The 12808-nt window shown below is 64.9% G+C and carries 12 protein-coding genes and 1 tRNA gene; 7 read left to right on the plus strand and 6 right to left on the minus strand.

Translation table 11 applies throughout. The annotated features are described in order from the left end of the window. Window positions 1-23 precede the first annotated feature (23 nt). A complete protein-coding gene (moeA, locus tag AC3FJ6_RS01885) occupies window positions 24-1310 on the plus strand; it encodes a molybdopterin molybdotransferase MoeA (RefSeq protein WP_488770475.1) in 1287 nt (428 codons plus the stop codon). A gap of 275 nt (window positions 1311-1585) precedes the next feature. After that, window positions 1586-1867 carry a hypothetical protein gene (locus tag AC3FJ6_RS01890; protein WP_092594280.1) on the plus strand — a complete coding sequence of 94 codons (282 nt, stop codon included), beginning with the start codon at window positions 1586-1588 and terminating at the stop codon, window positions 1865-1867. Window positions 1868-1902: 35 nt separating this feature from the next. On the opposite strand, the gene AC3FJ6_RS01895 is transcribed toward AC3FJ6_RS01890, so the two are convergent. The 6 genes from AC3FJ6_RS01895 to AC3FJ6_RS01920 all read right to left on the minus strand — a co-directional run bounded on the left by AC3FJ6_RS01895 (window position 1903) and on the right by AC3FJ6_RS01920 (window position 8514). Next, a complete protein-coding gene (locus tag AC3FJ6_RS01895) occupies window positions 1903-3270 on the minus strand; it encodes a DNA recombination protein RmuC (RefSeq protein WP_488770476.1) in 1368 nt (455 codons plus the stop codon). Between the two features lie 30 nt (window positions 3271-3300). After that, complete coding sequence (locus AC3FJ6_RS01900) at window positions 3301-4296, minus strand: 2-hydroxyacid dehydrogenase (RefSeq protein WP_488770477.1); 996 nt, start codon at window positions 4294-4296, stop codon at window positions 3301-3303. 5 nt (window positions 4297-4301) lie between these two features. Beyond that, window positions 4302-5732, minus strand: a complete 1431-nt coding sequence (locus AC3FJ6_RS01905) for a sodium:proton antiporter (protein WP_488770478.1) — start codon at window positions 5730-5732, stop codon at window positions 4302-4304. 206 nt (window positions 5733-5938) lie between these two features. Beyond that, window positions 5939-6625 (minus strand): LutC/YkgG family protein, encoded by a 687-nt coding sequence (locus AC3FJ6_RS01910; protein WP_488770479.1) that lies wholly within the window; start codon window positions 6623-6625, stop codon window positions 5939-5941. A gap of 69 nt (window positions 6626-6694) precedes the next feature. Then, on the minus strand, window positions 6695-7873 hold the full coding sequence (gene pncB, locus AC3FJ6_RS01915) for a nicotinate phosphoribosyltransferase (RefSeq protein WP_153945436.1): 1179 nt from the start codon (window positions 7871-7873) through the stop codon (window positions 6695-6697). Between the two features lie 92 nt (window positions 7874-7965). Then, a complete protein-coding gene (locus AC3FJ6_RS01920) occupies window positions 7966-8514 on the minus strand; it encodes a hypothetical protein (protein WP_488770480.1) in 549 nt (182 codons plus the stop codon). A gap of 440 nt (window positions 8515-8954) precedes the next feature. On the opposite strand from AC3FJ6_RS01920, the gene fdxA reads away from it, so the two are divergent. The 5 genes from fdxA to AC3FJ6_RS01945 all read left to right on the plus strand — a co-directional run bounded on the left by fdxA (window position 8955) and on the right by AC3FJ6_RS01945 (window position 12539). Beyond that, window positions 8955-9278: a ferredoxin FdxA gene (fdxA, locus tag AC3FJ6_RS01925; RefSeq protein WP_066731019.1), complete on the plus strand. Its 324-nt coding sequence runs from the start codon at window positions 8955-8957 to the stop codon at window positions 9276-9278. Window positions 9279-9416: 138 nt separating this feature from the next. Next, on the plus strand, window positions 9417-10520 hold the full coding sequence (locus AC3FJ6_RS01930) for an NAD(P)/FAD-dependent oxidoreductase (RefSeq protein WP_092594285.1): 1104 nt from the start codon (window positions 9417-9419) through the stop codon (window positions 10518-10520). A gap of 242 nt (window positions 10521-10762) precedes the next feature. Continuing rightward, window positions 10763-10838: transfer RNA gene (locus AC3FJ6_RS01935), tRNA-Asn, on the plus strand. A gap of 173 nt (window positions 10839-11011) precedes the next feature. Further along, window positions 11012-11851: an AraC family transcriptional regulator gene (locus AC3FJ6_RS01940; protein WP_249641098.1), complete on the plus strand. Its 840-nt coding sequence runs from the start codon at window positions 11012-11014 to the stop codon at window positions 11849-11851. A 25-nt stretch (window positions 11852-11876) separates the two neighbouring features. Continuing rightward, the gene (locus tag AC3FJ6_RS01945) at window positions 11877-12539 is read left to right on the plus strand and encodes a LysE family translocator (protein WP_488770481.1); all 663 of its coding nucleotides are present in this window, start codon (window positions 11877-11879) and stop codon (window positions 12537-12539) included. Window positions 12540-12808 lie beyond the last annotated feature (269 nt).

The following is a 12808-nucleotide window of genomic DNA, read 5'->3' on the forward strand; positions in this document are numbered from 1 at the left end:
GTGCGCGTGTCACGACCCAGACCATGCCTTCGCTGCAATCCGTCATCTCCTGCCAGTCCGACTACGACCCCACCGCCCTGCCGGTGGACCAGGCCAATGCCATCATTGCCGATGTGGTGGAATCGGTCCGTGGCATCGAGCAGCTTGCGATTCGTAGCGCGCTGGACCGCGTGCTGGCCGTTGACGTCATTTCGCCCATCGACGTCCCCGCGCACGACAATTCGGCCATGGACGGCTACGCGTTCTCCAGCCGGGCGCTGACCCAGGGCGACGCCAGTATCGCGCTGGAGGTCATCGGCACCGCTTATGCCGGCAACGCCTTTGCCGGCGAGGCGCAGGCGGGCCAGGCGGTTCGCATCATGACCGGGGCCATCATGCCCGCCGGCTGCGACACCGTGATTCCGCAGGAATTCGTCGAGATCCAGGCCGGTGGCAATCTGGTGCGCTTTGCGCCCGACGCCGTGCGAGCGGGCGACAACCGGCGGCTGTGCGGTGAAGACCTGGCGCGCGGCCAGGCCGCATTGCACGCGGGGCGGGTCCTGACGCCGGCCGATCTGGGCATGCTGGCATCGCTGGGCGTAGCCGAGATAAAGGTTCGCCGGCGCCTGCGGGTGGCGTTTTTCTCGACCGGCGATGAACTGCGATCGATCGGCGAGACACTCGATCCGGGCTGCGTCTACGACTCGAATCGCTACACGCTGCACGGCATGCTGCGCCGGCTCAATGTGGAACTGATCGACATGGGCGTGGTGCGCGACGACCCCGACGTCATGGAAGCGGCATTCCGCAGCGCCTGCGAGAATGCCGACGCCATCATTACGTCAGGCGGCGTATCGGTCGGCGATGCCGACTATACGAAGCAGATCATGGAAAAACTGGGCGACGTCACGTTCTGGAAGATCGCCATGCGTCCGGGGCGTCCAATGGCGTTCGGGCGTATTTCGTCGAACGGCCATGATGCCGTGCTGTTCGGCCTGCCCGGCAATCCCGTGGCCGTGATGGTCACCTTCTATCATTTCGTGCGCGGCGCCCTGCATCGGCTGATGGGTGCCAATGTGGCGCCGCTACCGCGCGTCCGCGTGCGCACCGCCACGCCGATTCGCAAGAAGCCGGGCCGCACCGAATTCCAGCGCGGCATCCTGGCGCCGGGCGCCGACGGCAACCTGGAGGTCCGGCTGACCGGGCAGCAAGGCTCGGGCGTGCTGCGATCGATGAGCGAAGCCAATTGCTTTGTCGTGCTCGATCACGACCAGGGCCCGGTGGCGGCCGGCGACACCGTGCAGGTCATGCTGTTCGACGGCCTGGTCTGACGGCGCCCACCCCCCGCTGCGGGGCTGCGCATCGGGCGCGGTCCCGCCAAGCGGAACACCGCCCGGCGGCATGAATCCATCCGATTCATGCGTCACTTGCAAGGCGTGAAGCCGGTCACTGCCGACGGTGTCGTTTTTGTGCTGCATACATTGCCGGAAAGCACCGTTGCCGTCTGAAATGACTCATCGGGCAGCCGGGCGCTCTAGGCGTCGCAAGCCCCAATCGCTACACTTGCAGCACGAAAATCCCAATCCCCAATATCTTGTCTGTCGTCATGCACCAGGAGATCGCGTACCTCCATCCCGTCAAGACTGCCCGGGCACTTGTGCTGGTCTATCTGTGCTTTTCGGTACCGATCGTGGCCATGGGCCTGTTCGTCGCCTTCGTGCGCTATGGCGATCTGCCCGGCATTGCCGTCTTCACCGCCCTGATCCTCAACGCACTGATCGGCTTCGGCCTGCTCTGGCTGGGCTGCCGCGCCTACAACTGGGTGGCCGCGCGCTTCGGCGGCATCGAGGTTCACATCCGTGAACTGAGCCCGGAAGATCGCCAGTAATTTACCGCCTCGCCCGGGCCGGACCCTTCCGGCCGCTAGGCCTGCCGGTCCTCTGGCTGCCCCGCGCTCTCGTCAGCCGGGGCGGTATCGGCAGCCGTCTCCGCACCGATCATCCCTGACGTTCCCAGCAGCTGCTCCGCGATCTCGCCCGGCAGCGCCTCCACGGTGCGCAGCTTGCGCTCCATCTGCCGGGTACGGACTTCCGCCTGTTCGATATTGCGTGCCGCACGCACCAGCGTATCGCGCGTTTTCGCCAGAACTTCGCCAAATTTGCCGAATTCCGTCTTCACGGCACCCAGCACTTCCCAGACTTCGCTCGACCGCTTTTCCAGCGCCAGCGTCCGGAATCCCATCTGCAGGCTGTTGAGCAGCGCCGTCAGCGTGGTAGGGCCAGCCACGGTGACGCGGAAATCGCGCTGCAGCATGTCGGTCAGGCCCGGCCGCCGCAAGACTTCCGCATAGAGGCCTTCGGTCGGCAGGAACAGGATGGCGAAGTCGGTGGTGGCCGGCGGCGCCAGGTATTTCTCGGCGATGGTCTGCGCCTCGCGGCGCACCGCCACTTCCAGCTCGCGGCTGGACGCGTTCACCCCGTCCACGTCGCCGCGCTCCTGCGCGTCGATCAGCCGCTCGTACTGTTCCTTGGGGAACTTGGCGTCGATCGGTAGCCAGACCGGGCTGCCGCCCGCCTCGCGGCCAGGCAGGCGGATGGCAAATTCCACTCGCGCCCCGGAATTGCGCACGGTCTCCACGTTCTTGCCGTACTGATCCGGCGTCAGGATCTGCTCGAGCAGCATGGCCAACTGCACCTCACCCCAGGTGCCGCGCGACTTGACGTTGGTCAGCACGCGCTTGAGATCCCCTACCCCCTGCGCCAGCATCTGCATTTCGCCCAGCCCGCGATGCACCTGCTCCAGCCGGTCCGACACCAGCTTGAACGATTCGCCCAGCCGTTGCTCCAGCGTGGCGTGAAGCTTTTCGTCCACGGTGCGTCGCATTTCCTCCAGTTTGGCGGCGTTATTGGCCTCGATATCTCGCAGCTTCTGCTCCAGCGTCGCCCGCACGTCAGCCAGCCGCCGCTCGTTGGCCTCCGACATCTGCGCAAGCTGCTGCTGCTGCACCGTGGCGATGCTGGTCAACTGGGTCGACAACTGTTGCTGGAACCGCAGCATGTGCTGCCCCGACTCGTTGCGGCTGCCGCGCGCCGTTTCGGCCAGTTCGGTGCGCAGTTCGCGCTCCAGGCGCTCCAGCCCGCGCGCGGTGTCCTCCCGCACGTCGTCGCGCAGGTCGCCCAGCATCGGCAACAGTTCGCCGGTGCCGGTGCGCGACTGGCGCATCAACAGCACGATCAGCAGGATCACGGCCGCCAACGCGGCGGCCAGGGTCAGCAAGGGGATGAGCGACATGGAAATAGAAAAGCTGGCGATCCGCGCCGATCAACGGCGGCGCGGCATGACCTCGGGATTGATCACGGTCTGTGGCTTGCCGGCCTGCGGGCCGGCGTCCAGGGCGGCGATCAGGTTGTCAGCCGCCAGATTGGCCATGGCACGGCGGGTCTTCTCCGACGCGCTCGCAATGTGCGGCGTCAGCACGACGTTCGGCACGGTCAGCAGGTCGGGATGCACGCTCGGCTCGCCCTCGAACACATCGAGTCCTGCGGCAAAGATCTTGCGATCGCGCAGCGCGGCGGCCAGCGCGCCGTCATCGACGATGCCGCCACGCGCCAGATTGATCAGCGTGGCCGTGGGCTTCATCAGCGCCAGCTCCGCGGTGCCGATTGCATGGTGGCTCTCGGCACTGTACGGCAGCACCAGGATCAGGTGGTCCGACTGCTTCAACAGTTCGTCCTTGCTGACATAGCGGGCGTTGAGCGATTGCTCGACATCAGCCGGCAACTGGCTGCGGTTGTGATACAGCACCTGCATGCCAAAGCCCGCCGCACGGCGCGCCAGGCCCTGGCCGATGCGGCCCATGCCCAGGATGCCCAGCGTGCTGCCGTACACGTCCATGCCCACCAGCATGTCGTAGCTCCAACGTTCCCACTTGCCGGCGCGCAGGTAGTGCTCGCTCTCGGTCACGCGGCGCGCGGTGGCCATCAGCAGCGCCCAGCCGAAATCGGCAGTGGTCTCGGTCAGCACATCGGGCGTGTTCGTCGCCACGATGCCCGCGGCGGTCAGCGCCGGCACGTCGAGGTTGTTGTAGCCCACCGCCATGTTGCAGACCGCCCGCAGCTGCGGCAACGCGGCAACCAGGTCGCCATCGATTCTGTCCGCCGCATTGGCCAGCACGCCGGCCTTGCCGGCCAGCCGCGCCCGCAACGCCGCGGCATCGAGGACCACGTCCTCCTGGTTGGCATCGACATCGAAATATTGCGAAAGACGCTCGATCACGTCGGGGAAGATGGCGCGCGTGACAAGGACAGGGGGCTTCATGGCAGTCATACGTGGAAGAAGAGGAACGTCATCACCAGGAACAGCGGCACCAGCACGGCGCAGGACCACGCCATGTAGCCGAAAAAGCTCGGCATGCGCACGCCACGGCTTTCGGCAATCGCCTTGACCATCAGGTTGGGCGCATTGCCGATATAGGTATTGGCGCCCATGAACACGGCGCCCGCCGAGATGGCGGCCAGCGTCGAGGCATCGCGCGTCATGAGCGTGGCCGCGTCGCCGCCGGCGGTATTGAAGAACACCAGGTAGGTCGGCGCGTTGTCCAGGAACGACGACAGGATGCCGGTGGCCCAGAAGTACATGCTGTCGATCGGCTGCCCGTTGCTGTCGCTGACCGCCCGGATCACGCCGGAAAAGGCACCATCGGTGCCGGCCTTGAGCATGGCGATCACCGGAATGATCGTCAGGAAGATGCCGGCGAACAGCTTGCCCACTTCGAGCATCGGTTCCCAGTTGAACTCGTTGCCGCTGCGCGCGGCGTGCGGCGTCGCCACCAGCGACACCAGCGTCACCCCCACGAGCAGCCCGTCGCGCACCAGCGCGGGCAGCGGTACTTCCGTGCCCATCACGTCGAATGCAATGCCCGGCTTCCAGAGCCCGCTCATCAGCACCAGGCCCACCACCGCCGCCAGCAGCAGGAAATTGATCTTGCCTTCGAGCCGGATACCGGCCGAGTCCGGCGTGGGGTCCTGCGCCTGCGGCAGTTCCTCTTCGCGCCTGAGAAAGTAGTACCGGTCGATGGCGTAGAAGAGCGCCAGCAGCACCACCCAGATAAAGATCGTCTCGGGCAGGATATTGCGCAGCGTCCAGGAGAACTCCACGCCCTTGAGGAAGCCCAGGAACAGCGGCGGATCGCCAAGCGGCGTCAGCGCACCGCCGGCATTGGCCACCAGGAAGATGAAGAACACCACCACGTGCGCCACGTGGCGCCGGTTGTCGTTGGCGCGCAGCAGCGGGCGGATCAGCAGCATCGCGGCGCCCGTGGTACCCATCAGGCTGGCCAGCACCGTACCCAGCGCCAGGATGCCCGTGTTCAGCCGCGGGGTGGCGTGCAGGTTGCCCCGCACGCAGATACCGCCCGCCACCACATAAAGCGCGGTCAGCAGGACGATGAACGGAATGTACTCGGCCAGCAGCGCATGCACGGCGTTGGCCGCGGCCGCGTGCAGGCCGAACTGCGCGGCAAACGGCACGAGGAACAGCACTGCCCAGGCCGCGGCGATCTTGCCGTAGTGGTGATGCCAGAATTTCGGCGCAACCAGCGGAAACAGCGCGATCGACAGCAGGATACCGGCGAACGGCACGCCCCAGACGGGCGACAGCGCGGCGCCATCGACATCGGCGGCCAATGCCAGGGCTGGCGACAGCAGCAAGGTGGCAAGCAAATATTGAGCAAGCAGCGTGGCGACACGACGCATCAGACAGCAATCTCCTTTATCGCAACACACGCCGGGACAGGTGCGAGGCACGGCTTTGCGTGTGAGACAGACGACAAGGCGCACGCGTCCGGATTGGTTACCAGGGCGGTGGGACGGCAGCACGCGGCGAAGGGCTCAGTGTAAAGCAAACCCTTTTGAGAATGGTCTGAAAGTGCCTCGATATGCAGCGCCGCAGGGCGCGCCGGTCATTGCCGATCGACCAGGATCACGTGCACCCGATACGGGCCGTGGGCACCCAGCACGATGGTCTGCTCGATATCGCCCGTGCGCGAAGGCCCGCTGATGATATTGGTGGCGCGCGGCAGCTGGCCGTGTTCGGCGCGCATGCGCGCGAACGCCTCTTCCAGATTGGCGACGATGCGCGAGACCGGCACCACGGCGATATGGGTTTCCGGCAGCAGCGCGGCCGATGCGAAGGTATCGGGCCCCGACAGCAGCATCAGCGAGCCGGTCTCGGCAATCGCCACGAAGCAGCCGGTAATGCCGACGAGGTCGCCATGTTCGCGGTCCGCCTGGGGCTCGCGGACCGGCGGGCGGCACTCGACCTCAAGACCCTGCGCCGCCCACGGCAGGTCGGCCAGGCTGTTCCAGGCCACGGCGCGCCGCGTCAGCTTCAGACCATCCAGATAGTGCAGCACGGCGCCGGGCACCTCGGCCAACGTGGCCACGCGGTCCACTGTGGACGCCATCTTCTGCGCCTGCACGCTGAAGGCGGCGGCACGGTCTTCGGCCACCTCGGGCTGGGGCCCCTGTGGATGACGCGCCAGGTAATCGGCCACGGCGTCGCGCTCGCCCTGCGTCACCGTCGCTCCCCTGCCCTGGGCGGCACGAATGCGGGCGAAGATGCGGTCACGGGCGGCGTTCGTTTCCATGGTATGGGCCTGATCGGTTGCGGGGCTCGGCGATTATAAGAAAACGGCTATGGCGGCGGATGAATCCGGCTAAGCGGCCGGCTGAACTTCGAACACCTGCCGCAGGTAAGACAAGTAGCCCGGATCGTCGCACATGGTCTTCTCGGGTGTATCCGACAGCTTGGCCACGGGCTGGCCGTTGCAGCGAACCATCTTGATGACGATCTGCAGCGGCGTGTAGCCCAGGTCGTTGGTCAGGTTCGTGCCTACGCCAAACGCCAGCTTGCAGCGGCCATGGAAACGCTCGTATAGCTCGATGACCTTCGGAATGTTCAGCGCATCGCTGAAGATCAGCGTCTTGCCGCGCGGGTCCACGCGGTTGGCGGCGTAGTGCGCGAGCATGCGCTCACCCCATTCGAACGGGTCGCCGGAGTCGTGCCGCACGCCATCGAACAGCTTGCAGAAATACAGGTCGAAGTCGCGCAGGAACGCGTCGAATCCGTAGGTATCCGACAGTGCGATGCCCAGGTCGCCGCGATACTCGCGGGCCCAGTTCTCCAGCGCGTAGACCTGCGAATCGCGCAGGCGCGGGCCCAGCGCCTGGCAGGCCTGCAGGTACTCATGCGCCATCGTGCCCAGCGGCGTCATGTTGTGCATCCGCGCAAAATGGACGTTGCTGGTGCCGGCCAGTTGCGGCCCCAGGATGTCTCGCATCGACAGCAGCACCTCTTCCTGCCAGTCGCGCGAGAAGCGCCGGCGGGTGCCGTAATCCGCGATCACGCAGTCCTCGTATTTCGACGACTTCAGCAGGGCGAGCTTGGCCTCCAGCCGGCGGCGTCCTTCGGCCAGATCGGCCTGCGGCTGCGTCCGGCGGAAGTACACCTCGTTGACGATGGCCAGCAGCGGAATCTCGAACAGGATGGTATGCAGCCACGGCCCGCGGATCGTGATATCGATCTCGCCGTTGCCTTGGGCGGACGGCTGCACGACCACGTACTTCTCGTTCAGATGGAACAGCGCCAGGAAATCGACGAAATCGCTCTTGATAAAGCGCATGCCGCGCAGGTAGAGCAGCTCGTCGTCGGTAAAACGCAGTTTGCAGAGCTGGCGGATCTGGTCGCGGATGTCGTCGACATACGGCGTCAGGTCGACCCCGGCGTTGCGGCACTTGAAGCGGTATTCGACCTCGGCCTGCGGAAAGTGGTGCAGCACCACCTGCATCATCGTGAACTTGTACAGGTCGGTGTCGAGCAGGGAACGGATGATCATAGCGAAGCCAAGGCTGGGGGCGCGGCGAAGTCAGGCCACCATGCTAACCGAAAGTCACGCGCGGCATGGAGATGGCCGGCGCGGGCGCGGGGTCAGCCGCCGTCGAGGCCGCGCAGCGCCGGCGAAATCTGGCGACCCGGCCGCTTCGATTGCAGGCACCAGAGCCGCTGCCCCTGGTCGCCATCGCAGCTGACCAGCGTGGCCTGGCTGCGCGGCACGGCCGCGGGTAGCGGATCGGCGAAATTGGCGGAGGCCGCCATGATGCGCTCCTGGTAGACCGACTGCCCTGCCCGGTCGAAGCGCAGCACCTGGATCAGGGTGTCCGGCGAAGGCTGGAGATCCTTGTCGCACGGCAGGAAGCCTTCGCGATTGCAGTTCGCCATGGCCATCCCCGCCGGGGTCCGGACCACACTGAAGCTGTCCCAGTCGAAGGCGGTCAAGGCAGACAAGGTCACGGGCTGGTCGGTACGCGCACGCCACGCCACCAGGCGCGACACCACGCTATCGGCCATCTCGCCCTGCCGGGGCGGCGCGGGCTGGGCGGCTGCCTCCATGCCCACCATGGCGCAAAAAAGCACGGCGGCCCCGGTCAGAAAGACCGTCCGACGCCCCCTGCCGCGCCCCATCAGGCTGGCTGCCATAAGCAAATCCCCTTGCAAGTTTGCCTTCGATCACTCGAGCGCAACGGCCGGAAACGGAATGAAAAGCGCCTGCGGGGGCACCCGCTGGCCCGAAAAGCCGCGCAAAACACAGGGAAATACTAGCTGGAGAGGCCGCCGAGCGGGAGATCGCTCCGCCCGCAAACCTGCGCCAGACGCGCCTCAGCGGCCGATTTCGCACCAAAAATACATAAAGAAATAAGAAAACTATCTGACCCGGCTATATAGACTCACTATCCTTGCGAGAAGGCTCAGCTACAATATCGGTCTTTGAAAGGCCTCGGCCCTCGCTCGCCCCAAGTTATCCCGATTGACACGCACGGTGTTTGGCGCGTACCCGGACAACTCGCAAGAACGACCGGCAAGAATCCGGCCTTGGACAAACTCCCCATCGAAGACCGATCCGTTTTTCTGGAACCGAAATGACTCACGTTGTCACCGAAGCCTGCATCCGTTGCCGTTACACCGACTGCGTTGATGTGTGTCCGGTCGATTGTTTCCGCGAAGGCCCGAACTTCCTGGCCATCGATCCCGACGAATGCATCGACTGCGCCGTGTGCGTGGCCGAGTGCCCGGTGAACGCGATTTACGCCGAGGAAGATGTGCCCGGCGACCAGCAGCAGTTCATTGACCTGAACGCCGAGCTGGCCCGCAACTGGCCGTCCATCACCAAGACCAAGGCCCCGCTGGCCGAGGCCGAGGAATGGAAGGACGCCACCGACAAGCTGCAATACCTGCAACGCTAAGAGAAGACTGACGCAACGGGTGGCGGATACCTGCCGGCGGCACGCCGGATCTGCCTGCCCGGCGTCGCAGAAAGCCGTCCCCACGCGCTTTCCCGTAATACCGGGCACCTGCCGTGCCCACAACGTATCAGGACGAATATGGACTTGAGCATTCCAAATCCCGTGGCCGACGCGACCCAGCAGGCTGGCGGCAACAACGGCGGCCAGCCGCTGGAAATCGACGCGCTGATCGTTGGCGCCGGCCCCGTTGGCCTGTTCCAGGTGTTCGAACTCGGCCTGCTCGAAATCAAGGCGCATGTGATCGACTCGCTCAAGGTAGTGGGCGGCCAGTGCGTGGAGCTGTATCCGGACAAGCCGATCTACGACATCCCGGCCGTGCCCATCTGCACGGGCCAGGAACTGACCGACAACCTGCTCAAGCAGATCGAGCCGTTCTCGCCCACGTTCCACCTGGGCCAGGAAGTCAGCGTCGTCGAGCGCCGTGAAGACGGCCGCTTCTTCGTCGAGACGTCGCTCGGCACCCGCTTCATCACCAAGACCATCTTCATCGCCGCCGGCGTGGGCTCATTCCAGCCGCGTACGGTCAAGGTGGAAGGCATCGACAAGTTCGAAGGCAAGCAACTGTTCTACCGCGTGAAGGATCCGAGCCGCTTCCATGGCCGCAACCTGGTGATCGTGGGTGGTGGCGATTCGGCGCTGGACTGGGCGCTGGACCTCCACGGCAAGGCCGAGTCGATCGTGCTGATCCACCGCCGCGACGGTTTCCGTGCCGCCCCGGCCTCGGTGGCCAAGATGCGCGACCTGTGCGAGCAGATGGAAATGCAATTCATGGTCGGCCAGATCGGCGGCTATGAAGAGAAGGACGGCGTGCTCACCGAGATCAAGGTGACCGGTGGCGACGGCGTGACGCGCCGCATGCCGCTGGACGACCTGCTGGTGTTCTTCGGCCTGTCGCCGAAGCTCGGCCCGATCGCCGAGTGGGGCCTGGACCTGGAGCGCAAGCAGATCAAGGTGGATACCGAGAAGTTCGAGACGAACATCCCGGGCATCTTTGCCGTGGGTGACATCAACACCTACCCGGGCAAGAAGAAGCTGATCCTGTCGGGCTTCCACGAAGCCGCGCTGGCAGCGTTCGGCGCCGCGCCGTACATCTTCCCGGACAAGAAGATCCACATGCAATACACGACGACGTCGCCGAAGCTGCACAAGGTGCTGGGCGTGGAATCGCCGGTGTTCGATTGACCTGTCGAAGGCCAATGCAAAAAAATCGCCTCCGGGCGATTTTTTTGTTTGCACAATTTAAAAAGCTGGCTATAATGCGGCCTCGCTGTTGAACACGGCAATGCAGCAAAAGGCGGAAACGCCCAGTGCTGGCCGGTTTCGAGGCGAACCAGAGTTCCAACGACAACTTCTGACGAAAACAAAACGTTAAAAAGTTGTTGACGAAACGAAGAGAAGCTGGTTATAATTTCTTTCTCAGCTGTTCCCCGATAGCTCAGTCGGTAGAGCGCCGGACTGTTAATCCGTAGGTCCCTGGTTCGAGCCCAGGTCGGGGAGCCAACCGATAGAAGAGGAAGGCCGATGCGAAAGCATCGGCCTTTTTCTTTTTCCGCCGCGCATCCCAATCGCGCGCCGTCGCACCGGCAATCCCCCCTCCCCGCACAAACGTTCCAGAAAGCCCTGGCCGATGTGGCTATGATGAACAGCCGCATACGCCAAACCAGGACCCCGCAGTGAGCCCCCAGAGCTGGATCGACCTCAAGCAGGATGCCGACACCGGCATCGAGACGATTCGCGCCCATTTCGAGGGCCATGCGTACGATCCGCACTGGCATGACAGTTACCTGGTCGGCTACACCGAACAGGGCATCCAGCAGTTTCATTGCCGGCGCGAGGTTCAGCGCAGCGTGCCGGGCAAGGCCTTCACGCTGGAGCCGGGTGAAATCCACGATGGCTACGCCGTGACGCCCGAGGGCTTTACCTACTCGATGCTGTATCTGGACGCCCAGTGGATGGCGCGCGAACTCCGCGCGCTGTTCGACGATGCTCCGGCGCACTGCCAGCCCGCCTTCGCGCGTACGCTGAGCGAAGATCCGCAACTGATCGAAGCCATCGGCCATGCGTTCACGGTGCTGCAACAGCCCGAACTGCGCATCGTCCGGCAGTCCGCGCTCGACGCCCTGCTGGCCCGGCTGACGTCCAATCTGCGCTGGCGCACGGCACACGCCATCGATCCGCGGCTGCCGCTGGCAGCCCAACGCGCGCGCGACTACCTGCATGACCACGTGGACCAGGACATCGGCCTGGACGACCTGGCCGCCGCCGGCGGCGTGGACCGCTATCGGCTGACCCGCGCCTTCAAGGCCGCGTTCGGCATTGCGCCACACGCCTACCTGGTGCAACTGCGGCTGGCGCGCGCCCGCCATATGCTGGCACGCGGCGCCACGCCCGCCGACGTGGCCACGGCGCTGGGATTCGCCGACCAGAGCCATCTAGGCCGATGGTTCCGCCGGGCCTATGGCCTGACGCCGGCCCACTATCGCAAACGCTGCTCAAATCTTCCAGACGCCTAGGCGGCGCGGCCGCAACAATGGCCGCATGAGCGATACCCTGCCCTTTCTCCCCTTTCTGATGTTTGCCGTCGTGGCGTCGATCACGCCCGGGCCCACCAACGTTATCGTGCTGAGCCACAGCGCACGCCGTGGCGTGGCGGCTACGCTGCCGATCATCGTTGGCGGCTGCGGCGGCGCCGCGCTGCTGGTGCTGAGCGTCGGCATCGGCGTCGGCGACGCACTGGCCACCCATCCGTTCCTGCAGCGCGCCATGGCGTGGACCGGCGTGCTTTGGCTGTCCTGGCTGGCCTGGCAGATCTGGCGCAGCCCGGCATCGGCCGTTGCCACGGACGGCAACGAACCACCCCGCAAGCCGCTCGGGCTCGTAGGCGCCGCCGGCCTGCAGCTGGTGAACCCCAAGACGTGGATGATGGCGCTGGCCGTCGTCAGTGTCTTTGCCGGCCATGGCGCCGACCAGCCGCATCAGGTGATGCGGCTGTCACTGATCTTCTTTGTCGTGTCGCTGCCCTGCATGGGGGCGTGGGCAGTGCTGGGCGCCGGGGCCGCGCGCTTCATTCGATCGCCCGCGCGGCTGAAGCGGTTCGAACGGCTCCTGGCGCGGTGTTGCTGGCATCGGCGTGGGGCAGTCTGTTGCCTTGACGCAAAATCCATTGAAAAGGCGCTCTCAAGCACATTTTCTGGGGTATAGTCTTGGATTGCCCTGAATAGCTTGACTCCCGTCCGGTATACCTGTAAAAGCTTACCGGCGTATTTCTTGCGCAATATCCACGGAAACAGGTAGTCGCCAAGTTTTTACCTAGCTAGGAAAATTTGGCCCGTCACCCCTGACACAGGCAGTATGGATTTCGGTCCGTAGCAGGTTCTAGGGGGCGCACCACGGCATTCGCCGCAGCGTGCGATACCAACGTCTCGGAAGGCTCCGGAGCCGGACGCGACACGTTTCCCTCCTATGAACCC

Source organism: Cupriavidus sp. 94F1 (genome assembly GCF_057798875.1).